This is a genomic window from Streptomyces sp. NPDC001728 (assembly GCF_040297565.1).
Taxonomy (GTDB): Bacteria; Actinomycetota; Actinomycetes; order Streptomycetales; family Streptomycetaceae; genus Streptomyces.
The window spans coordinates 85648-107264 of record NZ_JBEOZK010000007.1 but is presented as its reverse complement, the minus strand read 5'-3'; the positions used below and the strand labels follow the sequence as shown (position 1 = coordinate 107264).

18 protein-coding genes are annotated in these 21617 nt (G+C 72.6%); 6 read left to right on the top strand and 12 right to left on the bottom strand.

Going from position 1 to position 21617, the window contains the following annotated elements:
• Nucleotides 1-109: 109 nt before the first annotated feature.
• The 3 genes from ABT154_RS13280 to ABT154_RS13270 all read right to left on the bottom strand — a co-directional run bounded on the left by ABT154_RS13280 (nucleotide 110) and on the right by ABT154_RS13270 (nucleotide 3781).
• Nucleotides 110-2200 carry a phosphocholine-specific phospholipase C gene (locus ABT154_RS13280; protein ID WP_351856591.1) on the bottom strand — a complete coding sequence of 697 codons (2091 nt, stop codon included), beginning with the start codon at nucleotides 2198-2200 and terminating at the stop codon, nucleotides 110-112.
• A 194-nt stretch (nucleotides 2201-2394) separates the two neighbouring features.
• Nucleotides 2395-3330: a hypothetical protein gene (locus tag ABT154_RS13275; RefSeq protein WP_351856589.1), complete on the bottom strand. Its 936-nt coding sequence runs from the start codon at nucleotides 3328-3330 to the stop codon at nucleotides 2395-2397.
• A 52-nt stretch (nucleotides 3331-3382) separates the two neighbouring features.
• A complete protein-coding gene (locus tag ABT154_RS13270; protein WP_351856587.1) occupies nucleotides 3383-3781 on the bottom strand; it encodes an ATP-binding protein in 399 nt (132 codons plus the stop codon).
• Between the two features lie 113 nt (nucleotides 3782-3894).
• Between ABT154_RS13270 and ABT154_RS13265 the strand changes: the two genes are divergently transcribed.
• Genes ABT154_RS13265 through ABT154_RS13245 form a run of 5 tightly spaced genes read left to right on the top strand, consistent with a single transcriptional unit; the run spans nucleotide 3895 to nucleotide 10090 of the window.
• On the top strand, nucleotides 3895-4722 hold the full coding sequence (locus ABT154_RS13265; protein ID WP_351856586.1) for a helix-turn-helix domain-containing protein: 828 nt from the start codon (nucleotides 3895-3897) through the stop codon (nucleotides 4720-4722).
• Entirely contained in the window at nucleotides 4719-4964 is a 246-nt protein-coding gene (locus ABT154_RS13260; RefSeq protein WP_351856584.1) for a DUF397 domain-containing protein, read from the top strand. The genes ABT154_RS13265 and ABT154_RS13260 overlap by 4 nt, the downstream gene beginning before the upstream one ends.
• Nucleotides 4946-5350, top strand: a complete 405-nt coding sequence (locus tag ABT154_RS13255; protein WP_351856582.1) for a hypothetical protein — start codon at nucleotides 4946-4948, stop codon at nucleotides 5348-5350. The genes ABT154_RS13260 and ABT154_RS13255 overlap by 19 nt, the downstream gene beginning before the upstream one ends.
• A gap of 3 nt (nucleotides 5351-5353) precedes the next feature.
• Nucleotides 5354-8152, top strand: a complete 2799-nt coding sequence (locus tag ABT154_RS13250) for a tetratricopeptide repeat protein (protein WP_351856580.1) — start codon at nucleotides 5354-5356, stop codon at nucleotides 8150-8152.
• A 60-nt stretch (nucleotides 8153-8212) separates the two neighbouring features.
• A complete protein-coding gene (locus ABT154_RS13245; protein ID WP_351856578.1) occupies nucleotides 8213-10090 on the top strand; it encodes a protein kinase domain-containing protein in 1878 nt (625 codons plus the stop codon).
• Nucleotides 10091-10167: 77 nt separating this feature from the next.
• Here ABT154_RS13245 and gatB read toward each other — a convergent pair whose 3' ends face one another.
• The 9 genes from gatB to ABT154_RS13200 form a co-directional block, all read right to left on the bottom strand.
• Nucleotides 10168-11679, bottom strand: coding sequence for an Asp-tRNA(Asn)/Glu-tRNA(Gln) amidotransferase subunit GatB (gene gatB / locus ABT154_RS13240; RefSeq protein WP_351856576.1), 1512 nt, complete (start codon nucleotides 11677-11679; stop codon nucleotides 10168-10170).
• A 26-nt stretch (nucleotides 11680-11705) separates the two neighbouring features.
• Nucleotides 11706-11951: a hypothetical protein gene (locus ABT154_RS13235; RefSeq protein WP_056567880.1), complete on the bottom strand. Its 246-nt coding sequence runs from the start codon at nucleotides 11949-11951 to the stop codon at nucleotides 11706-11708.
• Complete coding sequence (gene gatA, locus ABT154_RS13230; protein WP_351856574.1) at nucleotides 11948-13444, bottom strand: Asp-tRNA(Asn)/Glu-tRNA(Gln) amidotransferase subunit GatA; 1497 nt, start codon at nucleotides 13442-13444, stop codon at nucleotides 11948-11950. The genes ABT154_RS13235 and gatA overlap by 4 nt, the downstream gene beginning before the upstream one ends.
• A 5-nt stretch (nucleotides 13445-13449) precedes the next feature.
• The gene (gatC, locus tag ABT154_RS13225; protein ID WP_056567875.1) at nucleotides 13450-13746 is read right to left on the bottom strand and encodes an Asp-tRNA(Asn)/Glu-tRNA(Gln) amidotransferase subunit GatC; all 297 of its coding nucleotides are present in this window, start codon (nucleotides 13744-13746) and stop codon (nucleotides 13450-13452) included.
• A 94-nt stretch (nucleotides 13747-13840) separates the two neighbouring features.
• Nucleotides 13841-15955 carry a putative bifunctional diguanylate cyclase/phosphodiesterase gene (locus ABT154_RS13220; RefSeq protein ID WP_351856571.1) on the bottom strand — a complete coding sequence of 705 codons (2115 nt, stop codon included), beginning with the start codon at nucleotides 15953-15955 and terminating at the stop codon, nucleotides 13841-13843.
• A gap of 264 nt (nucleotides 15956-16219) precedes the next feature.
• A complete protein-coding gene (ligA, locus tag ABT154_RS13215; protein WP_351856569.1) occupies nucleotides 16220-18400 on the bottom strand; it encodes an NAD-dependent DNA ligase LigA in 2181 nt (726 codons plus the stop codon).
• Nucleotides 18401-18432: 32 nt separating this feature from the next.
• Complete coding sequence (locus ABT154_RS13210; RefSeq protein ID WP_351856567.1) at nucleotides 18433-19449, bottom strand: methionine synthase; 1017 nt, start codon at nucleotides 19447-19449, stop codon at nucleotides 18433-18435.
• Nucleotides 19450-19451: 2 nt separating this feature from the next.
• Complete coding sequence (locus ABT154_RS13205) at nucleotides 19452-20150, bottom strand: SDR family oxidoreductase (protein WP_351856565.1); 699 nt, start codon at nucleotides 20148-20150, stop codon at nucleotides 19452-19454.
• 7 nt (nucleotides 20151-20157) lie between these two features.
• Nucleotides 20158-20697, bottom strand: coding sequence for an LOG family protein (locus tag ABT154_RS13200; RefSeq protein ID WP_351856563.1), 540 nt, complete (start codon nucleotides 20695-20697; stop codon nucleotides 20158-20160).
• A gap of 107 nt (nucleotides 20698-20804) precedes the next feature.
• Here ABT154_RS13200 and ABT154_RS13195 point away from each other — a divergent pair, with 107 nt between their 5' ends.
• On the top strand, nucleotides 20805-21599 hold the full coding sequence (locus ABT154_RS13195) for an alpha/beta fold hydrolase (RefSeq protein ID WP_351856561.1): 795 nt from the start codon (nucleotides 20805-20807) through the stop codon (nucleotides 21597-21599).
• Nucleotides 21600-21617: the final 18 nt, after the last annotated feature.

Here is a 21617-nt window from a genome sequence, read left to right as displayed (position 1 = left end):
CACTGTGGCAGCCGAACGTGATCGTTTGTCCCTTTCGTGTTGATGCTCACAGGCGTGTGCGGGGGTTAAGGAACCGGAGGTCCGCTCACCCCCGCACCCGCCCCGGGAGTCATCCGGAGACGCTGGGGCGACCGTTCTCGATGTGGCCCATCAGGCGGCGGCGGAAGCCGCCGGGCGCGGTCACCTCGATGTCGTACCAGCCGTGCGCGTCGGCGGCCGAGTGCACGACGGTACGGGTCCTGCCGGGCTTCACGGTGACGGTCCGGGTCCAGTCGGCCAGGTCGTCCTCGTCGACGTACCCGAGCGGCGCGATGGTGAAGGTGACCGGGGCCCGACCGGTGTTCCGCACGGTGAGGTGCAGGTCACGGTCGTGATGGTCGATACGGGAGGCCAGCTCGGCGCCGCCCGTCGCGGGGCCCTCGAACTCGCGGCGGAAGCCGTTGGGGCCGGTGATCGTGAAGCGGTAGTGATCACCGGGAACGGGGACGGTCCACTCCCCCGTACCCCTGACGTCCTGGTGCTGCGGGACGGCGAACTCGCCCGCGTACGGGTAGAGGGCGAAGTGCGCGCTGGCCTTCCCCCTGTTGCCGAGCGCGACGGTCACGGCACCCGCGCCGGTCGTCGCGGAGGCGTCCGGCTGGTACGGCAGCGGGCGCGCGGGGCGGACCCCGGGCTCCTGCTCCGGCATCCGCTGCACGGCCGGGGGCTGCGGACGCCAGCGGCCGGAGAAGGGCGGGATCGGGCCGGGCCGCTCGACGGGCGGCTGCCTGCGGGTGCGGTGGAAGTCGAAGGCGGAGGTGAGGTCTCCGGTGACGGCCCGCCGCCAGGGGGTGATGTTGGGCTCGTCGATGCCGGTCAGCTTCTCCAGGAAGCGGATCACGGAGGTGTGGTCGAAGGTCTCGGAGCAGACGTAGCCGCCGACCGACCAGGGGGAGACGACGAGCAGCGGGACGCGGATGCCGAGGCCGGTGGGCTGGCCCTTCCAGCGCTCGTCCGTGTCGTCGGCCGGCGGCACCGGCGGCGGCACATGGTCGAAGAAGCCGTCGTTCTCGTCGTAGTTGATCAGGACGACGGTGTGGCGCCAGACGTCGGGGTGCGCGCCGAGGGCGTCGAGCACCTTGTAGACCAGGCTCGCGGAGGCGATCGGCGAGGAGGAGCCGGGGTGCTCGGAGTCGATCGCGGAGGGCACCAGGTAGGAGACCTCGGGGAGGGTGCCGGCGGCGACGTCGGCGCGGAAGGCGTCGGCGAGGGTGCCGCTCTCGACGCGGCGCAGACCGCGCTCGAAGAGGGAGCGCTCGGCGGCGGTGAGTCCGGCGACGCCCTCCTCCAGGAGGCCGAGGAGGCGGGCGCGCTCCGTGAGGTCCCCGGTGTCGCGGACGGCGGCGTAGAAGGACTCCATGAAGGTGTGCCCGCCGGTGGCGGCGAGGGCCTTGCGGGCGATCTTCTTGAAGCTGGTGAAGAACTCGATGTTGTTGTCGGTGAAGTTCTCCCACTCGGTGTACGTCTTCCAGCTGCGCCCGGCGGCTTCGAGCCGCTCGGCGTAGGTGGACCAGCCGTAGCCGGGGTGGGTGTCCTCGTCGTAGGCGGCGTTGGTGACGGCGCGGCTGCCGTCGGCCTCGAAGCCGGTCCAGCCGGACCAGAGGTGGTTGCGGTTGGGGCTCGTCGAGGTGTGGACGGAGGAGTGGTAGGCGTCGCAGACGGTGAAGGTGTCGGCGAGCTCGTAGTGCAGGGGGATGTCCCGGCGGTCGTAGTACGCCATGGTCGCGGCGGTCTTGGCGGAGACCCAGCCGTCCATCCAGCCGCCGCGCCAGGCCTTCCCGCCGCCGCTCCAGGAGTGGTCGAGGGCCCCGATGTACTGGAGGTCCTTCTGCTGGGTCTCGGCGGCGCCGCGGATCGGGAAGGGCAGCACGGTCCGGCCGAGCGCGGCGGGCTGCTCGAACACCGGATTGCCGGAGGGCAGCTCGATGGCATTGCGGTCGCCGAATCCGCGGACGCCGCGGAGGGTGCCGAAGTAGTGGTCGAAGGAACGGTTCTCCTGCATCAGGATCACCACGTGCCGGACCGCCGACATCCCTCCGGCCGGGGGCTCCGCGGCCATCGCGGCCTGCAACGACGGCGGCAGCAACGAGCCGGCGGCGGCGACACCGAGGGCGCCTCCACCCAGAGCGAAGAGCCTTCTGCGGGACATCTCGGAAGACAAGACCGACCTCCAGTCGACGGCCAATGGTTCGCCTTCGAGCCATTGGTTGGTACGCCGGGGACGGTAGTGAGACGGGATGACACGGAGAAGACCCGGCGGAGGCGCGGTGGTGAACGTCCAAGAGCACGCGACGGGAGTCCAAGCGGATTCCGGCCACGCACGCCACCGCGTCACCGCACCCGCGGGGTGGAGCGTCAGGTCCCGCTGGGGATCACGCAGTGGCCGGGGCCGCTCGGGAGGATCCGCTTCTCGTCGTACAGGTCGGCCTGGGCGACGCGGGCCCCCTCGGCCGCCCGGCCCGCCTTCCAGCGGCCCTCGGCGAAGAGGGGGTGGAGGTAGCCGTCCTTCGGGGCCGAGCAGTCGTGGTTGGCGACCTCGCTCGCGTAGCCGCCCAGGACGAGCTTCCCGCCCTTCGACGTGACCGTGAACTGCCGCCGTACGGCGATCCGCGCCACCTCGGGGACGCCGGGGACCACGTCATGGCCTTCCTCGGCCCGCACCAGCGGGTAGACGAAGGCGTAGTCGACGTGCACCGTCGGCTCCCCCGCCGCCGAGACCTGGTAGGTCATCGTGCCCCGTACCCGGATGCCGCTCCCGGCCGGGTACACCTCCTCGGGGTCGAAGCGGGTGACCAGGTCCTTCCGTACGGGGTCGTCGGCTCCGCGCGGATCGAGCAGGGCGAGCGCCGCCGTGGGCTCGGCGCCGGCCAGGGTGTCCGCCGAGAGGTTCGTCTCGACGAGCAGGGTCTTCACGTCCTCCAGCACGGCGGCGATGTCCTTCGCGGGCAGCCCGCCGGACGCCATGGGCACGGGGACGTAGATCGCGTCGGCCCCCTCCGCCCAGCCGGACGCGGGCGAGTTCCGGAACGGCATGTCTTCCGTGTACGGCCATTCCAGAGGCCAGATGTCCTCGCGGAGCGTCTCCGCGCTGTACGGCTCGTACGCCGGCCGCTCCCCCGTCACATCGCTCAGCCAGAAACCGAACCCGCCGAGCAGCAGCACCCCGGCACCGGCCGCGAGCGCGATCTTCCGGCGCCGTGCCGTCCGGTCGCGCCGCAGCGCCTCCTCAAGTCCCGGATCGCTCGCCCGCGCGCGCAGCCGTGCGACGTAATCCGTGGGTTCCACCGACATGCCCTGCTCCCTCCCCCGCTCCGACAAGGCCGACGGAGCGGAGTGGAGCGTTTCACAAGGCGGTGCGGGCGAACTCGCACCAGACGATCTTGCCGGGGTCGCGCACGCCCACGCCCCAGCGGTCGGCGAGGGCGTCGACGAGGAGGAGGCCCCTGCCCGACTCGCCGGAGGGCTCGCGGACGGCCGGGGTGCCGTCGCCGCTGTCGTGGACCTCGATACGGAGGGGGCCGGGGCGCTCCAGGAAGAGGTGGAGGCGGTACCCCCGGCCGGGCGGGACGCCGTGCAGGAGGGCGTTGGTCGCGAGCTCGCTCACGCACACCAGCACGTCGTCCGCACGCGCGTCCAGCCCCCAGTCGGCGAGCGCCTTGCGCGCGAAGTCGCGGGCGAGGGGGACGGAACGGCGTTCGCGGCGGTAGAAGGCCTCGCGGTACAGGGGGAGTTGGTCGCTCATGGTGATCACGGTGGCGCCTCGCGCCCCACGCGCCCCAGGGCATCGAGCCGTACAAATTCTTTGTACGGGTCCGGAACGCGTCGAGTACGTACGGAGCGGGGAAGGCACCGCTCATGCAACGCGGTACGAACTCCAGGAAGAAGGTCCCGTCATGGGAAGTGGTCGGCGCCCTGGTGGCGCTCTACCGGAAGCTGGCGGGGCTGACCCAGCCCCAGTTGGCCACGCAGGCGTGCGTGGCGCTGGAGACGCTGGGTTCGATCGAGCAGGGGCGGCGGGCGCTTCGGCTGGGGCTCGCGGGTGAGCTGGACGGCATCCTGAACACCGGCGGCGCGCTGGGGGTGGCGGTCGGGAAGGCACCGAAGAAGGAGCGGTACCCGGCGTTCGTCCAGGAGTTCATCGAGCTGGAGGCACAGGCACTCAGTCTCTGCTCGTACCAGAACGGGGTGGTCCCGGGTCTGCTCCAGACCGCGGAATACGCCCGCGCCGTCTTCGACTGCCTGTACCCGCCGATCACCCCGCAGGAAGCGGAGGACCGGATGCTCGACCGGCTCGACCGGCAGCGGATCTTCGAGCAGAAGCCGTGGCCGCCGATGATGTCCTTCCTGCTGGACGAATCCATCCTGGAGAAGACGATCGGCGGACGTGAAGTGCTTCGGGGGCAGATCCTCCATCTGCGCGAGATGGCCGAACTCCCCTTCCTCGGGCTCCAGATCATCCCGAAGTCGCGGACCACGCACGCGGGTCTCGACGGGCCCATGGTGCTCATCGAAACACCCGACCACGAACACGTCGCGTACATCGAGGGACAGCGAGTCAGCTTCCTCATCGACGACCCCGACGAGGTCGGCATCCTCCAGGCCAAGTATGGAATGCTGCGGTCACAGGCCCTGACGCCCGAGGACACCATGGGCCTGCTGGAACGTCTGGCAGGAGTGACATGAGCGCAGCAGCACTTTCGTGGTTCAAGTCCAGCTACAGCGGCAGCGAGGGCGGCAACTGCCTCGAAGTCGCCTACGACTGGCGCAAGTCCAGCTACAGCGGCAGCGAGGGCGGCGACTGTGTCGAGGTGGCCGCCCACCCCGCCGCCGTCCACGTCCGGGACTCCAAGCTCGCCGACGGAAGCCCCGTGTTCACCGTCTCCCCCGCGGCCTGGAGCGAGTTCACATGCTGGAAGAGTCGCTGACCGCACTGGCCGCCGCCGGTGGCGGGGCCGTCGTCGCCGCCATGGCCACCGATGCCTGGCAGGCCACCCGGGACGGGGTCGTCCGGCTGTTCCGGGGGCGGGCGGAGGTCGAGGGGCGGCTTGAGGAGGACGCCGCGCTCGTCGCCGGGGCCGAGGACGCCGACGGTGCGCGGCAGGCGCTCGTGCCCGCCTGGGCGCTGCGGCTGAGCGCCCTTCTCGCCGAGCACCCGGAGTACGCCGACGAGCTGCGCGCCCTGATACGGGACGCCCCGAGCGGGCAGCACTCGGTGCAGCACAACACCGCCCGCGACAACGGCCGCGTCATCGGCGTCCAGCACGGGAACGTCTTCTTCCACCAGGGTTCCGAGCCCCGTCCGGACGCGTGACCCGTGAGCGTCGAGCAGCACGTCACGGCGCACTCCGGGTACGCGTACGGCGTCATCGGCGCCGACATCCACGTCTACGGCGACGGCTCGCCCGTCTATCTGCTGCAGAACTGGCGCCGGGCGCCCGCCGCCGATCCGGAGTGGCTGCGGGAGTTACCGAGCCGGATGCTCAACTCCCGTTTCGAGGTCGTGCCGTTCACGGGCCGGGACGCCGAGCTGGCCGGGCTGCGCGCCTGGCGGGACGAGGGGCCCCGGCTCGCCGTCCGCTGGATGCACGCGCCCGGCGGACAGGGCAAGACGCGCCTCGCCGCCCGGTTCGCCGACGCCACCCAGGACGAGAACTGGCGGGTCGTCGCCGCGACGAACGGCCCCGGATCCGTACAACCGCCGCCCGGTAGTCAGGACTTGTCGGTCGAAGGGCGCGACGGCGTCCTCCTGGTCGTCGACTACGCGGACCGCTGGCCGCTCACCCACCTCACCTGGCTCTTCAGCAACGCCCTGCTCCACCGGGCAGGGGTACGGGCGCGCGTGCTGCTGCTGGCCCGTACGGCCGACGCGTGGCCCGCCGTCCGTGCCTCGGTCAGCAACCTCCAGGCCGGCACGAGCAGCATGCTCCTTGAGGACCTGCCCGACGGCAACGAGATGTACGAGGCCGCCCGCGACGCCTTCGCCGTACGGTACGGAGTCCCGGCCGCGCCCGGGCCCCCTCCCCCCTACGGGCTGACGCTCGCCCTCCACATGGCCGCCCTCGTCTCCGTCGACGCCCGGGCGCACGGGCGCCGGCCGCCCGCCGACCTCGCCGGTCTGACCGTCTACCTCCTCGACCGGGAGCACCTGCACTGGGGCACGCTCTTCGCCCGGGGTGACGGGCGGTACGCGACCCCGCCCCAGGCCATGAACCGGGCCGTCTTCGCCGCCTCGCTCACCGGGGCGGTCGACCGGTCCACGGGGTCGGCCGTCGTGGCCGGGCTCGGGCCCGGCCGGTCCCCCGGACCTGTTCCCGGTCAGGGCCCCGGGCCCGCCCCCGCGCCGTCCCCCGGCCGCGTCCTCGACGACCACGCCTTCTGCTACCCGGCCGCCGAGCCGCAGCGCGGCACGGTCCTGGAGCCGCTCTACCCCGACCGGCTCGCCGAGGACTTCCTCGCCCTCACGCTCCCCGGACACCGCGCCGACTACCCCGCCCTGGAGTGGGCCCCGGAGGCCACCGCCCGGCTGCTCGGGCCGCACGCCGAACGCGCGGTCACCTTCCTGGCCGCCGCCGCCCAACGCTGGCCGCACCTCGGACCCGGGCACCTCTACCCGCTCCTCGCCGCCGACCCCGGTCTCGCCCTCGCCGCCGGTGGCGCCGCCCTGAGCACGCTCGCCGCGCTCGACGACATACCGATCCGGCTCCTCTCCGCCATCGAGGAGCGCTTTCCCGTCCACCGCCATGTGGACCTCGACGCGGGCATCGCCGCCGTCACACGCCGGCTCGTCAGGGAGCTGCTCACCCTCGACGACGGCCCCGCCGCCCGTGCGACGGGCTACCACCACCTCAGTGCCCGGCTCTCGAACGCCGGCCGACTCGACGAGGCCCTGGAGGCCGCGCGGCTGAGCCTCGCCGCGCACGAGGAACTCCCCGAGGACGTTCCCGCGCTCGCTACCGCCCTGGCCCGGCTCGGCAACTGCCTGGCCCTGACCGGGCGGCCCGAGGAGGCGGTGGCGGTGACCGAGGAGTCCGCCGCCCTGTTCGGACGGCTCGCCGAGACCGAGCCGGCGCGGTGGGAGGGGATGCGTGTCGGGCTTCTCAACGACCTGGCCATCTGGCTGTCCCTGCTCGGCAGGCATCAGGAGGCGCTGGCCGTGGGCGAGCGGTCGGTCGCCGGCTGGCGCCTGATCGTCGCCGCCGACCCCGTACACGAGGAACATCTCGCCGGAGCCCTGCACGGCCTCGGCAACTACCTGGCGGCTCTCGGCCGTTGGCCCGAGGCTGCCGACGCCAACGCCGAGGCGATGCGGATCCGGCTGCGGCTGGCCGAGCGGGACCCCGCCGCCCACGAGCCCGACGTCGCCAAGTCGCTCACCAATCACGCCAACCACCTGGCCGCCCAGGGGCGGCGGGCGGAAGCCCTGGAGCTGTCGCGGCAGGCGGTGACCGTCCTGCGCGCCCTCGCGCGTGCCAACGCCGCCGCGCACGAACCGGACCTCGCCCTCGCGCTCACGAGCCTGGGCGCCGACCTCGCGGAGGCCGGACGGGTGCCCGAGGCCGTGGACGCGACGGCCGAGGCCGTCGCGATCCGCCGCCGCCTCGTCTCGGGCAACCTGGTCGCCCACTCCCGGGGACTCGGGCAGTCCCTGTCGAACCTGGCCCACTTCCTGCTGGGCGTGGGCCGCTCGGCCGAGGCCCTGGCCGCCGCCGAGGAAGCCGTCTCGCTCCGCGAGCGGCTGTACGCCGAACACCCGGACGCGCACCGCGAGGATCTGGCCCAGACGCTCTCGAACCTGGGCATGTGCCTGGAGGCGGCCGGCCGACGCTCCGAGGGCCGCGCCGCGACCCGGCGCGCCGTGGAGCTGTACCGCGCCGCGTACGCAGCGAACCCCGCCGCGTACGCCTTCGACCTGGCCCGGGTCCTCAACAACCTCGGCCGCTTCCTCGCGCTCGACGGGCGCTGGGAGGAGGCACTCGCGCGGGTCGTCGAGGGGATCGCCCTGGCGGAACGGTCCGCCGCCGACAACCCGCCCGCGTACGGGACGCTCCTCGGGCACCTGCGCCGCACCAGGGACGGCTGTCTGCGCGCGCTGGGCCGTCCGGCGGCGCGTTGACCCGGGTCGCTCCGGACGGGCAAGCTGAACGACCGTCACTCTTCGGCTCCTGGGGGAAACTTGAGCAGCACGGCACACCACATCGGGCCGGACTCCACACCTGACCGGTACCGGCTCCTGCGGTCCATCGGGCGGGGCGGTGAGGCCGTGCTCTATCTCGCGGAGATCGAACTCGCCGGCGGCACCGAGCCGGTCGTCGTCAAGGTCCTCGACTCCAAGACGACGATCACGCCCGAGGTCTTCGAGCGGATCAGCCAGAAGTGGAACGAGCAGGCCGAGCTGCTGCGCTTCGTCCACCGGCCCGGTGTCGTCGGCGTGCGCGAGCACTTCCAGGGGCCGCCGATCCACCGGCCCGGCGAGTCCGGGACGATCACCGGCCGGGCCCTGGTGCTCGTCATGAACCACGTCGACGGACTGGACCTGCGCGACTGGCGGGCCGAACGCACCCTCGCCACACCCGGCGAGCGGCGCGAGGTGATGCGGACCCTGGAACAGCTCGCGGACGTCCTCGACTGGCTGCACTCCGGCAAGGCCACCCCGTCCGGGCGCATGGTCGTCCACGGCGACCTGTCCCCGGGCAACGTCATGGTCGACGAACACGGCCAGGCCACGCTCGTCGACTTCGGCCTGAGCAAGCTGACGGCGGACCACGAGACCGCCGAGGTGTGGTTCACCCCCGGGTACGCGGCCCCCGAGATCTTCGAGGGCAAGCGCACCCCGGGCACCGACCGCTACGCCTTCGGGGCCATCGCGTACTTCCTGCTCAGCGGCCAGTCCCCGCCCACCGCCCCCGAACAGCTGGTGGGCGCGCTCGGCTCACTGCCGCAGATCGCGGGGCTGCCGGAGGAACAGCGGGAACGGGTGCTGAGCATCGCCGCGGCCGACGCGGGCCGTCGCCCGCTCTCCCTGTCGGCCTGGGTGAAGGACGTACGGCACGGGGTGGTGTCGACGACGACCTCCCGGCCGGCGACGGTCGCGGACGCGGTACCGGCCGCGCCGGCGGTCGCACCGGTGGTCGCGCTGTCGGCCGCCCCGCCCGTACCGCCGTCGGCCGCCCCGGAGAAGCCCGCGACGCCGCCGCCGCCCGCGACCCCGCCGGTGGCCCCGCCGGTGACCCCGCCGACACCCTCGCCGGCGGCCCCGCAGCACATCGCGAGCCCGCGGCCCGCCGAAGCGCGGCCGACCGCCGAGCCGCCCACCGTCGCCCCACCCGGCTTCGGACCGCCGGCGCCGCCCTCGGCGTCCTCCGGGGCCGCGACCACGGCTCCCCCGGCGCCCGAGCCGCGCCGCCGCCGCAAGGGCCCGCTCATCGGGGCCGTGGCCGGGGTCCTGATGGTCGCCGTCCTCGCGGTGATCGGCGTCCAGCTGCTCGGCGACAAGGACGGCAAGGGCGACGAGGGCAAGGGCGGCACGCCCTCCGCCACCGTCACCACGGAGCCCTCGGCCGAGCCCACCACCGAGGAGCCGACGACCGACGAGCCGACCGACACGGCGACCACCGACCCCCAGGAGTCCGCGAGCCCGACCGACGACCCCGGGACCGTGCCGGACGCGCCCTCGGCCGATCTGACGACCCTCGCCTCCGTCAGCGAGCCCGACTACTTCTCCGTCGGCACCGCGAAGATCGACACCAAGGAGTACGGCGCCGCTCTCATCGGCGACTGTTACCAGGGCGCCTACGTCGAGTACGACCTCAACCGCGAGTGGTCGTGGTTCGACTTCACCGCCGGGATCGACGACGGCTCCAACATCGAGTCCGCGCGGATCATCGTCTCCGTCGACGACCAGCCCGCCCTCTTCAACGAGACCGTCGACCTTGGCGAGCCGATCAAGAAGACGCTGAAGATCGAAGGGGCGCTGCGCCTGCGCCTCAAGGTCGAGGAGACCTGCACCGACGAGGGCAACGGGGTCATCGCCGCCCCGGTCCTGCGCCGCTGACCGCCCGGCCGCAGGAGAGCGGCCCCGCACCGGAACTCCGGTGCGGGGCCGCTCTCCTGAGCCGTACGAGATCGGGATCAGCCCTCGCTGACGCCCAGCTTCTCCAGGATCAGGTCCTTGACCTTCGCCGCGTCCGCCTGGCCGCGGGTGGCCTTCATGACCGCGCCGACCAGGGCGCCGACCGCCGCGACCTTGCCGCCGCGGATCTTGTCGGCGATCGCCGCGTTGCCCGCGATGGCCTCGTCGACGGCCGTGCCGAGCGCGCCGTCGTCGGAGACGACCTTCAGACCGCGCTTCTCGACGACCTCGTCCGGGGTGCCCTCGCCGGCGAGGACGCCCTCGATGACCTGACGGGCCAGCTTGTCGTTCAGGTCACCGGAGGCGACCAGGGCGGAGACCCGGGCCACGTCCGCCGGCGTGATCGCCAGCTCCTCCAGGGAGACGCCCTGCTCGTTGGCGTTGCGGGCCAGCTCGCCCATCCACCACTTGCGGGCCGAGGCCGCGTCCGCGCCCGCGCCGATCGTGGCGACGATCGCGTCGACCGCGCCCGCGTTGAGGATGGACTGCATGTCCAGCTCGGACACGCCCCACTCCTCGCGCAGCCGGTTGCGCCGCAGCCGCGGCAGCTCGGGCAGCGTGCCGCGCAGCTCCTCGACCCAGGCACGGGCCGGGGCGACGGGGACCAGGTCGGGCTCCGGGAAGTACCGGTAGTCCTCGGCGTTGTCCTTGATGCGGCCGGAGGTGGTGGAGCCGTCGTCCTCGTGGAAGTGACGGGTCTCCTGCACGATCGTGCCGCCGGAGGACAGCACCGCGGCGTGCCGCTGGATCTCGAAGCGGGCAGCGCGCTCCACCGAACGGAGCGAGTTGACGTTCTTCGTCTCCGAGCGGGTGCCGAACTTCTCGGTGCCGTGCGGGCGCAGCGACAGGTTCACGTCGCAGCGCATCTGGCCCTTGTCCATGCGCGCGTCGGAGACGTCGAGCGCGCGGATCAGCTCGCGCAGCTCGGCGACGTACGCCTTGGCGACCTCGGGGGCCCGCTCGCCCGCGCCCTCGATCGGCTTGGTGACGATCTCGATGAGCGGGATGCCGGCCCGGTTGTAGTCCAGCAGCGAGTGGGACGCGCCGTGGATACGGCCGGTGGCGCCGCCGACGTGCAGGGACTTGCCGGTGTCCTCCTCCATGTGGGCGCGCTCGATCTCCACGCGGAAGATCTCACCGTCCTCCAGCTGGACGTCCAGGTAGCCGTTGAAGGCGATCGGCTCGTCGTACTGGGAGGTCTGGAAGTTCTTCGGCATGTCCGGATAGAAGTAGTTCTTCCGGGCGAAGCGGCACCACTCGGCGATCTCGCAGTGCAGCGCGAGGCCGATCTTGATGGCGGACTCGACGCCGATCGCGTTGACCACGGGCAGCGAGCCGGGCAGGCCGAGGCAGGTCGGGCACGTCTGCGAGTTCGGCTCCGCGCCCAGCTCGGTCGAGCAGCCGCAGAACATCTTGGTCTTGGTGCCGAGCTCGACATGGACCTCAAGGCCCATGACGGGGTCGTACTCGGCGAGCGCCGCTTCGTACGACAGCAGTTCAGTGACAGTCACGAGAATTCCCTCTGATGCCTTCGGCCTCAGCCGAACAGGACGTCGTCGTCACCGATGCGCTTGAGCTCGCGCACGAGGAGAGCGACGCCGGTGGCGATGGCGGCTGCGGAGACCACGGCGTCGACCAGCTTGAGCGTGTCGTGCTCGCTGCGGGCCGAACGGGCTCGCTTGACGACGCCCAGCAGGCCGAACGCGGTGGTGCCGATGGACAGGTACGTGCCGGTCTTGGACTTCTTGAAGCCCTTGGCCTTCTGCAGTGCACTGGTACTCACAGCGACGGAGCCTCCTCGAGCAGCGGGTGCCCCCACTTTTCCACGAAGGCGGCCTCGACGGCGGCGCCGACCTTGTACAGCCGGTCGTCCTTCATGGCGGGAGCGATGATCTGCAGACCGACCGGCAGACCGTCCTCGGGCGCCAGGCCGCAGGGCAGCGACATGGCGGCGTTGCCGGCCAGGTTGGTCGGGATGGTGCACAGGTCCGCGAGGTACATCGCCATCGGGTCGTCGGCACGCTCGCCGATCGCGAAGGCGGTGGTGGGCGTCGTCGGGGAGACGATCACGTCCACCTCCTCGAAGGCCTTCTCGAACTCTCGGGTGATGAGGGTCCGTACCTTCTGGGCCGAGCCGTAGTACGCGTCGTAGTAGCCGGAGCTGAGCGCGTACGTACCGAGGATGACGCGGCGCTTGACCTCGTCGCCGAAGCCGGCCTCACGGGTGAGGGCGGTGACGTCCTCGGCGGACCGCGTGCCGTCGTCGCCGACCCGCAGGCCGTAGCGCATGGCGTCGAAGCGGGCCAGGTTCGAGGAGCACTCGGACGGCGCGATCAGGTAGTACGCCGAGAGCGCGAGGTCGAAGGTCGGGCAGTCCAGCTCGACGATCTCGGCGCCCAGCGACGTGAGCAGCTCGACGGACTCGTCGAAGCGCTGCACGACACCGGCCTGGTAGCCCTCGCCGCGGAACTGCTTGACGACGCCGACGCGCATGCCGGCCACCGAGCCGTTGCGGGCGGCCTCGACGACCGGCGGGACCGGGGCGTCGATGGAGGTCGAGTCGAGCGGGTCGTGCCCGGCGATGGCCTCGTGCAGGAGGGCCGCGTCCAGGACCGTACGGGCGCAGGGGCCGCCCTGGTCGAGCGAGGACGAGAAGGCCACCATGCCGTAGCGGGAGACGCCGCCGTAGGTCGGCTTGACGCCGACGGTGCCGGTGACGGCGGCGGGCTGGCGGATCGAACCGCCGGTGTCCGTGCCGATGGCGAGGGGCGCCTCGTACGCGGCGAGGGCGGCGGACGAGCCACCGCCGGAGCCGCCGGGGATCCGGGTCAGGTCCCAGGGGTTGCCGGTCGGGCCGTAGGCGCTGTTCTCCGTGGAGGAGCCCATCGCGAACTCGTCCATGTTGGTCTTGCCGAGGATGACGACGTCGGCGGCCTTGAGGTTCTTGACCAGGGTCGCGTCGTACGGCGGGATCCAGCCCTCGAGGATCTTCGAGCCCACGGTCGTCGGCATGCCGGCGGTGGTGAAGATGTCCTTGAGCGCGAGCGGCACACCGGCGAGCGGGCCGAGCTTCTCGCCGCGGGCGCGCTTCTCGTCGACGGCACGGGCCTGGGCGAGCGCGCCCTCACGCTCGACGTGGAGGAAGGCGTGCACCTTCTCGTCGACGGCCTCGATCCGGGCGAGGTGCGCCTCGGTGACCTCGACGGCGGTCAGTTCGCCGGCGGCGATCTTCCCGGCGATCTCGGCCGCGGTGAGCTTGATGATGTTGTCCGTCATGACTGTTAGTCCTCCCCCAGGATCTGCGGCACCTTGAAACGCTGCTGCTCCTGGGCCGGGGCGCCGGAGAGCGCCTGCTCGGGGGTGAGCGACGGACGGACCTCGTCCGCGCGCATGACATTGGTCAGCGGCAGCGGGTGGGAGGTCGGCGGTACGTCTTGGTCGGCGACCTCGGCGACGCGGGCGACCGCGCCGATGATGTCGTCGAGCTGACCGGCGAAGTGGTCGAGTTCTTCGCCTCGCAGCTCCAGACGCGCCAGCCGTGCGAGGTGGGCGACCTCCTCGCGCGTGATGCCAGGCATGCGGATCCTCACGGGGTGAGCTTGATGGTGTGGGCCCATCCTATGGGGCCGGTGCCGCTGCCCGTGAAACGGTTTGCCCCGGGAGGGGCGGGGGTCACTGCACGACCTGGCCGGAGGGGTGGTCCAGCTCCATCTGGGCGGCGATGTCGGCGGGGCGGCGCCAGCCGTGCTCGCCCCGGGCGAGGAGCCACGCGGTGGCCTCGCCGGGCGGCATCGCGGCGGCGACCAGCCACCCCTGGACGGCGTCGCAGCCCAGGTCGCGCAGGCGCTCCCAGGTCTCGTCGTCCTCGACGCCCTCGGCGACGACGAGCAGCCCGAGGGAGTGGGCGAGGTCGACGGTGCAGCGGACGATCTCGGCGTCCTCGGTGTCCACGGCGAGCCGGGCGACGAAGGAGCGGTCGATCTTGAGTTCGCTGACGGGCAGCCGGCGCAGATGGACGAGGGAGGAGTAGCCGGTGCCGAAGTCGTCGAGGGACATCTTGACGCCGTGGCCGGTGAGGCCGTTGAGCGTGTCGGCGGCCCGCTGGGGGTCCTCCAGGAGGACGTGTTCCGTTATCTCCAGCTGGAGCGCGCCGGCCGGGACGCCGTGGCGGGCGAGCCGGGCGGCGACGGCGCCGGCGAAGCCGGGGGTGTGGACGTCGCGCGGTGAGACGTTGACGGCGACCGGGACGTCGAGGCCCTGGGCGCGCCAGCGGGCGACCTGGGCGAGGGCGGTCTCCAGGACGTATTCGGTGAGGTGGGGCATCAGCCCGGAGGACTCGGCGATGGCGATGAACTCGTCCGGCGGGACCCTGCCGCGCTCGGGGTGCACCCAGCGCACCAGTGCTTCGAGGCCGGCGACCCGGCCGTCGAACTGGACCTTGGGCTGGTAGTGGAGTTCGACCTCGCCGGCGTCGAGGGCGCGGCGGAGGTCGCCGAGGAGGCCGAGCCGGTCGGGGGTGTTGGAGTCGCGCTTGGACTCGTAGACCTCGACGCCGGTGCGGTCCCGCTTGGCCTGGTACATGGCGACGTCGGCGCGGCGCAGCAGGCCTTCGGCGTCGAGGGCGTGGTCGGGGAAGACGGCGACGCCAGCGCTGGCCTCCAGGACGAGGGTGAGTCCGTCCAGGTCGAGCGGGGAGGACAGCTCGGCGACGAGGTGGCGGGCGACCCGCTGGGCGCTGGTGGTGGAGTCGGCGGTGGGCAGCAGGACGGCGAACTCGTCGCCGCCGAGCCGGGCGGCCTCGGCGCCGCGGGGCAGCGCGAGGCGGAGCCGGTCGGCGATCTGGAGGAGCAGCCGGTCGCCGGCGAGGTGGCCGAGGGTGTCGTTGACGGACCGGAAGCGGTCGAGGTCGATCAGGACGAGGGCGGCGCGGGCGCCCTCGCCCTCGGCCTCCTCCAGGGCGGTCCAGGCCCGCTCCAGGAGCCACTGGCGGTTGGGGAGCCCGGTCAGCGGGTCGCGCAGCTGTTCCTCGGCGCGGGCGCGGGCGATCCAGAGGGTGGAGTCGAGGGCGATGAGGGGGACGGCGAAGAGCGGCAGCAGGACCGGCCGGGTGGCGGCGACGACGCAGATCAGCGGGGCGATGCCGAGCAGGGCGACGGCGACGAGTCCCTGCCGGAGGAGGGCGGTGCGGGCGACGGTGGGCAGTCCGCGGCCCTGGGGGGCCAGCGTGTACCACAGGAGGAGCCGGGTGACCACGAGGTAGGCGCCGGCGGCGAGGACGATTTCCGGGAGGTCCCCGATGGTCCAGTCGAGGGGGTGCCAGGGCCGTTCGACGCTGGGTACGTCGCCGAAGAGGGCGAGCATGAGGGCGGCGGCGGCGACCCCGAGGACGTCGGCGGCGGCGTGCAGCAGGCCCTGGCGCCAGCGGTGCCGGCGGGCGGCGCCGACGAGGCTGACGACGGTCAGCGAGACCAGCCCGGCGGGCACCCAGCCGTAGAGCAGGAGGACGGCGAGGGTGAGGGCGGCGCCGGAGCCGGTGCCGCCCCACCAGCGGTCGCGGCCGAGCGCGACCAGGTGTCCGACGATGAGTCCGGTGAGGACGGCGAGGGACCAGCCGGTGACCCCGCCGGGGAAGAGTCCGTGGGCGGTGCCCAGGGCTCGCTGGAGCCCGGCGACGAGCACGACGGCGGCGATGCCCACCACGGCTGCGGACAGCCGGGAGGTGAAGCCCAGGGGTGTCACGAGGCCCTGCGGCCGTGTCACCCGGGCGGCGCTCTCGGTCGGTTCCATTCCCGTCCCTCTCACAGGCGGCGGTGCCGTCGGTGTGCGATGGGCCGCGGCGAGGCGGCCGTCCGTCGTCCGGCCGTCCGTCGGCGGAGCAGAGCCCTCGCGCGGTCGTGCAGGACCAGACGCACAGTCACCACACTAGGCCGCCGAGGGCTCCGGCGGGCAGCGCTCCCCCTCTCTTGCCCGAATGAGACCTGGCCACCCGTAACGATCTGGTATGCGCCGAACGGGTGACCGTCGTGGGGGTACGGGCGGGGGTGCCGCGCGCTACTCGGCGACGGGTACCGCGGCCTCCCGAGCGGCCTCGGGCCCTTGTTCGAGCAGGATCGTGAAGCCGTCCTCGTTCAGAACCGGAACCTTCAGCTGCATCGCCTTGTCGTACTTCGAACCGGGGTTTTCACCGACGACCACGAAGGCGGTCTTCTTCGAAACGGAACCGGTCACCTTCGCTCCGAGGCTCTGGAGGGACTCTTTTGCGCCATCCCTGGTGAACTTCTCCAGAGTGCCGGTCACCACGACCGTGAGCCCTTCCAGCGGACGGGGTCCCACATCCTCCCCGGCGCCCTCGTCCTCCAGGGTGACCCCGGCCGCGCGCCACTTGCGCACGATCTCGCGGTGCCACTCCTCGGCGAACCACTGCTTCACCGCCGTCGCGATGATGCCGCCGACGCCGTCGACGGCCGCCAGCTCCTCCTCGCTCGCCTGCTCGATCCGCTCCAGGGAGCGGAACTCACGGGCCAGCGCCTCGGCCGCGACCGGCCCGACGTGCCGGATGGAGAGCCCGTTGATGAAGCGGGCCAGCGGGCGGGTCCTCGCCGCCGCGATGTTCTCCAGCATGGCCAGCGCGTTCTTCTTCGGCTCGCCCTTCTGGTTGGCGAAGACCGTGACGATCTTCTCCTCGCCGGTCTTCGCGTCCCGCTTGGGCAGCCCGCTGTCCGGGTCGAGGACGTACGCCTTGATCGGCAGCAGCTGCTCGATGGTCAGGTCGAAGAGGTCGCCCTCGTCCACGAGCGGCGGCACGGCCGGCTCCAGCGGGCGGGTGAGCGCCGCTGCGGCGACCGCGCCGAAGTTCTCGATGTCCAGGCACTGGCGGCCGGCCAGGAAGTAGAGCCGCTCCCGCAGCTGCGCCGGGCAGGTCCGGGCGTTCGGGCAGCGGAGGTCGATGTCGCCCTCCTTCATCGCCTTCAGCGGCGTCCCGCACTCCGGGCACTCGGCGGGCATCACGAACTCCCGCTCGGTGCCGTCCCGCAGGTCCGCTACCGGCCCGAGGATCTCGGGGATCACGTCGCCGGCCTTGCGCAGCACGACCGTGTCGCCGATCAGCACGCCCTTGGCCTTGACCACCTCCTGGTTGTGGAGGGTGGCGAACTCGACCTCGGAGCCGGCCACCGTGACCGGCTCCACCTGCGCGTACGGGGTGACGCGCCCGGTGCGGCCGACGCCGACCTTGATGTCGATCAGCCTGGTGTTGACCTCCTCCGGCGCGTACTTCCAGGCGATGGCCCAGCGCGGGGCGCGCGCGGTGGAGCCCAGCCGGCCCTGGAGGGGGATCTCGTCGAGTTTGACGACGACGCCGTCGATCTCGTGCTCCACGGAGTGGCGGTTCTCCCCGAAGTACGCGATGAACTCCCGTACGCCGTCGAGCGAGTCGACCACCCGGTTGTGCCGGGCGGTGGGGAGGCCCCACTCGTGCAGCAGCTCGTAGGCGTGGGAGAGACAGTCGATGGCGAAGCCCTCGCGGGCGCCGATGCCGTGGACGACCATGTGGAGCGGGCGGGAGGCGGTGACCTTGGGGTCCTTCTGGCGGAGCGAACCCGCCGCCGCGTTCCGCGGATTGGCGAAGGGCTTGTCACCGGCCTCCACCAGGCGGGCGTTGAGCCCCTCGAAGGCCTCCATCGGGAAGTAGACCTCGCCCCGGATCTCCACCAGGTCCGGGATCCGGTCCCCGTGGAGCCGCTCCGGGATGTCGGTGATCGTCCGGACGTTGGGCGTGATGTCCTCGCCGGTGCGGCCGTCGCCCCGGGTGGCGGCCCGGGTCAGCCGCCCGTGCTCGTACGTGAGGTTGACCGCGAGGCCGTCGACCTTGAGCTCGCACAGGTAGTGGAAGTCGGGCGTACCGACGTCCCGCGCGACCCGCTCGGCCCAGACGGCCAGTTCCTCGTCGTCGAAGGCGTTGTCGAGGGAGAGCATCCGCTCGCGGTGCTCGACGGAGGTGAACTCGGTCTCGTACTGCCCCGCGACCTTCTGCGTCGGCGAGTCCGGTGTGCGCAGCTCCGGGTACTCCTCCTCCAGCGCTTCCAGCGCGCGCAGGAGCTTGTCGAAGTCGCCGTCGCTGATGACCGGCTGGTCCTTCACGTAGTACCGGAAGCGGTGCTCCTCGACCCGCTCGGCCAGGTCGGCGTGCTTCTCCCGTGCCTCGGCGGGCAGGGCCCCCTGTTCGACTGCCACCTTCGTCCGTCCTCCCGTGCCTCGAAACCCGGTCACTCTGGGTTGTCCGCGAGCGATCTCGCCGCCCGGACGCAGTGGGCGAGCGCCGCGCGGGCGTAGGCGGGCGAAGCGCCCGCCAGTCCGCACGTGGGCGTGACGACCACGGACTCCGCCAGAGTCCCCGGATTCAGCCCCAGCCTGCGCCACAGCGTCCTGACACCCATGACGCTACCGCCCGGGTCGGACAATGCCGTGTCGGTGGACGGCACCACACCGGCGAACAGCCTGGTGCCGGCCTCCACGGCCTCGCCGATCGGCTCCTCGTCACGTTCGGTGAGCAGCCCGAAGTCGAACGAGACCCCGGCGACTCCGGCCCGCCGCAGCAGCGCGAAGGGCACGTCGGGGGCGCAGGAGTGGACGACCACGGGTCCGTCGTGGACCGCGATCACCTCGCGCAGGGCGCTCTCGACGACCTGCCGGTCCACGGCCCGGTAGGTGCGGTAGCCGCTGGCGGTACGGACGTGGCCGCGCAGCACGGCGGTGAGCGAGGGCTCGTCGAGCTGGAGCACGGGGCTCGCGCCCGGGATGCGCTTGCGCAGCTCGGCGAGGTGGGTGTGCAGGCCTTCCGCCAGCGAGCCGACCAGGTCGCGGCAGGCGCCGGCGTCCCCGAGGGCCGCCTCGCCGCCGCGCAGCTCCAGAGCGGCGGCGAGCGTCCAGGGGCCCACCGCCTGCACCTTGAGCGGGCCCTCGTAGCCCTGGGTGAACTCCTCCAGGGCGTCCAGGTCCTCGCCCATCCAGGAGCGGGCCCGCCTGGTGTCGCGGCCGGGCCGGTCGCTGATCCGCCAGCCGCTCGGCTCCACGTGCGCGTAGAAGTCGACGAGCATGCCGATGGTGCGGCCGATCATGTCGGCGCCGGGGCCGCGGGCGGGCAGTTCGGCGAGGAACGGGAAGTCCTCGAAGGACCCGGTGACGGTCCTCGCGGCCTCGCGGGCGTCTCCGCCGGGCAGGGACCCGACGCCGGTGGCGGGGCCGAACGCCACGCGGTCGTCTTCAGCCTTCGTCTCGCTCATGTCTACCGCCCCGGACGGACGGTGAGGTCGTTGATCTCCGCGTCGCGCGGGAGGTCGATCGCGGTGAGGATCGCGGTGGCGACCGAATCCGGGTCGATCCACTTCGACGCGTCGTACTCCTTGCCCTCCTGCTGGTGCACCTTCGCCTGCATGGGGCTCGCGGTGCGGCCCGGGTAGACCGAGGTCACCCGCACGCCGTTCGCGTGCTCCTCGTGGCGCAGGGCGTCCGCGAGGGCCTTGAGGCCGTGCTTGGAGGCGGCGTACGCGCCCCACTCGGCGTGCGCGCTGAGCCCGGCGCCGGAGTTCACGAAGAGGACGTGCCCCTGGGAGACCCGCAGTTGGGGCAGGAGGTGCCGGGTGAGTTCGGCGGGCGCGATCAGGTTGACGTTGAGCTGGTGGTGCCAGGTCTTGGGAGTGAGGTCGCCGATCGGGCCGAGGTCGACGACGCCCGCGATGTGCAGCAGGCTGTCCACCCGCTCGGGCATGCCCTGGTGCGAGAACGCCCAGGAGAGCCGGTCGGGGTCGGCGAGGTCCCCGACGAGCGTCCGGGACCCGGGGAACCGTCCGGCGAGCTCCTTGGCGCGGCCCGCGTCGCGCGCGTGCAGCACGAGCTCGTCCCCGCGCGCGTGGAGGCGGCGAGCGACGGCCGCGCCGATGCCGGAACCGGCTCCGGTGATCACATGTGTAGCCATGGTCACCATGCTCGCATCAGCGGGAGGCGATGCTCGCCTCCAGGTACGCGAGGGCCGTCGGGGCGTCGTCGGCGAAGGTCGCCAGGTCGGCGAGGGGGAGCGGGAGGAAGCCCTCCTCCTCCATGCGGCGGAACTGGGTCTTCAGACCGTCGTAGAAGCCCGCGGTGTTGAGCAGGACCACCGGCTTGCTGTGCTTGCCGTGCTTCTTCAGCTCCAGGATCTCGGTGGCCTCGTCGAGGGTGCCGGTGCCGCCGACCATGACCACGATCGCGTCGGACTTGGCGAGGAGGAGGGCCTTGCGCTCGGCCAGGTCCTTGGCGACGACCATCTGGTCGGCGTTCGGGCGGGCCTTGTGGGCGAGGAAGTCGACGGAGACGCCGACGAGCCGGCCGCCGGCCTCCTCGACGCCGTCCGCGACGACCTTCATCAGGCCGGTGTCCGAGCCGCCCCAGACCAGGGTGTGACCGGCCTTGCCGAGGAGGCGGGCGAACTCGCGGGCGGGGGCCGTGTAGCGCTCGTCGAGGTCGGCCGCGGAGAGGAAGACGCAGATGTTCATGGCCCTACCGTAGGCCCTGACCAGCGGCTTCCGCCCGGTCCGAAGTCTTCTCGGGAATTCTCTGCCCGGGGCGATGAGTTCCGGTGACGGCTCCGGTCTCACCTGCCATGGATGAGGTGAGCGGCACGCCGAGCGGGTTCCGGGGACGGGTCACGTCACGCGACGGGACGTCGATCGCGTACGAGAGGTACGGGGAGGGGCCGCCGGTCGTCCTGGTGAGCGGCGCGCTGGGCACGGCCGCGGGCGAGCGGGCGCTCGCCGGGCTGCTGGCCCGGCGGTTCTCGGTGGTGGCCTACGACCGGAGGGGGCGCGGCGGGAGCGGCGACACCGGGCCGTACGCGGTGGAGCGGGAGATCGAGGACCTGGCCGCGGTGGTCGGGGAGAGCGGTTCCGGTACGGCCCTGCACGGGACGGGCACGGGCGGCACGCTCGCGTTGGCCGCTGTCGCCGCCGGCCTTTCGGCGGGACCCGTCTCGGTCTACGAACCGTCCTGTCCGGCGGAGGCCGCGGCGCGGTGGCGGCGGGTGGCCGCGCTGCTCGCCCGGGGGCGGCGGGCGGCGGCGCTCGATCTGTTCCTGGCGGATTCGGCGGTGCCGGCGGAACTGCGGCCGGGGGCCGCGGACCTGGCGCACACCCTCGCGTACGACCTCGCGGTCCTCGACGAGGGGACGGTGCCGGAGCGGCGGCTCGACCGGGTCCACGCGCGCGTGCTGGTGGTCGACGGGGGCGCGAGCCCGGCGGGGACCCGCGCCACGGCCCGCGCGCTGACGGCGGCCCTCCCCCGGGCCCGGCACCGCACTCTGACGGGCCAGACCCACGAGGTGGCCCCGCATGTGCTGGCCCCGGTCCTGGAGGAGTTCCTGACGGAGGACCGGGAGCCGGTGGGAGTGGGGGCGGGGTAGTCCTCCCCCGCTGCCGCG

Excerpts from the sequence above, each read along its gene's own strand:
- ABT154_RS13275 (WP_351856589.1), bottom strand. The coding sequence starts at position 3,330 with ATGTCGGTGGAACCCACGGATTACGTCGCACGGCTGCGCGCGCGGGCG.
- ABT154_RS13270 (WP_351856587.1), bottom strand. The coding sequence starts at position 3,781 with ATGAGCGACCAACTCCCCCTGTACCGCGAGGCCTTCTACCGCCGCGAA.
- ABT154_RS13265 (WP_351856586.1), top strand. The coding sequence starts at position 3,895 with ATGCAACGCGGTACGAACTCCAGGAAGAAGGTCCCGTCATGGGAAGTG.
- ABT154_RS13260 (WP_351856584.1), top strand. The coding sequence starts at position 4,719 with ATGAGCGCAGCAGCACTTTCGTGGTTCAAGTCCAGCTACAGCGGCAGC.
- ABT154_RS13255 (WP_351856582.1), top strand. The coding sequence starts at position 4,946 with ATGCTGGAAGAGTCGCTGACCGCACTGGCCGCCGCCGGTGGCGGGGCC.
- gatA (WP_351856574.1), bottom strand. The coding sequence starts at position 13,444 with ATGACGGACAACATCATCAAGCTCACCGCGGCCGAGATCGCCGGGAAG.
- gatC (WP_056567875.1), bottom strand. The coding sequence starts at position 13,746 with ATGCCTGGCATCACGCGCGAGGAGGTCGCCCACCTCGCACGGCTGGCG.
- ABT154_RS13220 (WP_351856571.1), bottom strand. The coding sequence starts at position 15,955 with ATGGAACCGACCGAGAGCGCCGCCCGGGTGACACGGCCGCAGGGCCTC.
- ABT154_RS13210 (WP_351856567.1), bottom strand. The coding sequence starts at position 19,449 with ATGAGCGAGACGAAGGCTGAAGACGACCGCGTGGCGTTCGGCCCCGCC.
- ABT154_RS13205 (WP_351856565.1), bottom strand. The coding sequence starts at position 20,150 with ATGGTGACCATGGCTACACATGTGATCACCGGAGCCGGTTCCGGCATC.
- ABT154_RS13200 (WP_351856563.1), bottom strand. The coding sequence starts at position 20,697 with ATGAACATCTGCGTCTTCCTCTCCGCGGCCGACCTCGACGAGCGCTAC.
- ABT154_RS13195 (WP_351856561.1), top strand. The coding sequence starts at position 20,805 with ATGGATGAGGTGAGCGGCACGCCGAGCGGGTTCCGGGGACGGGTCACG.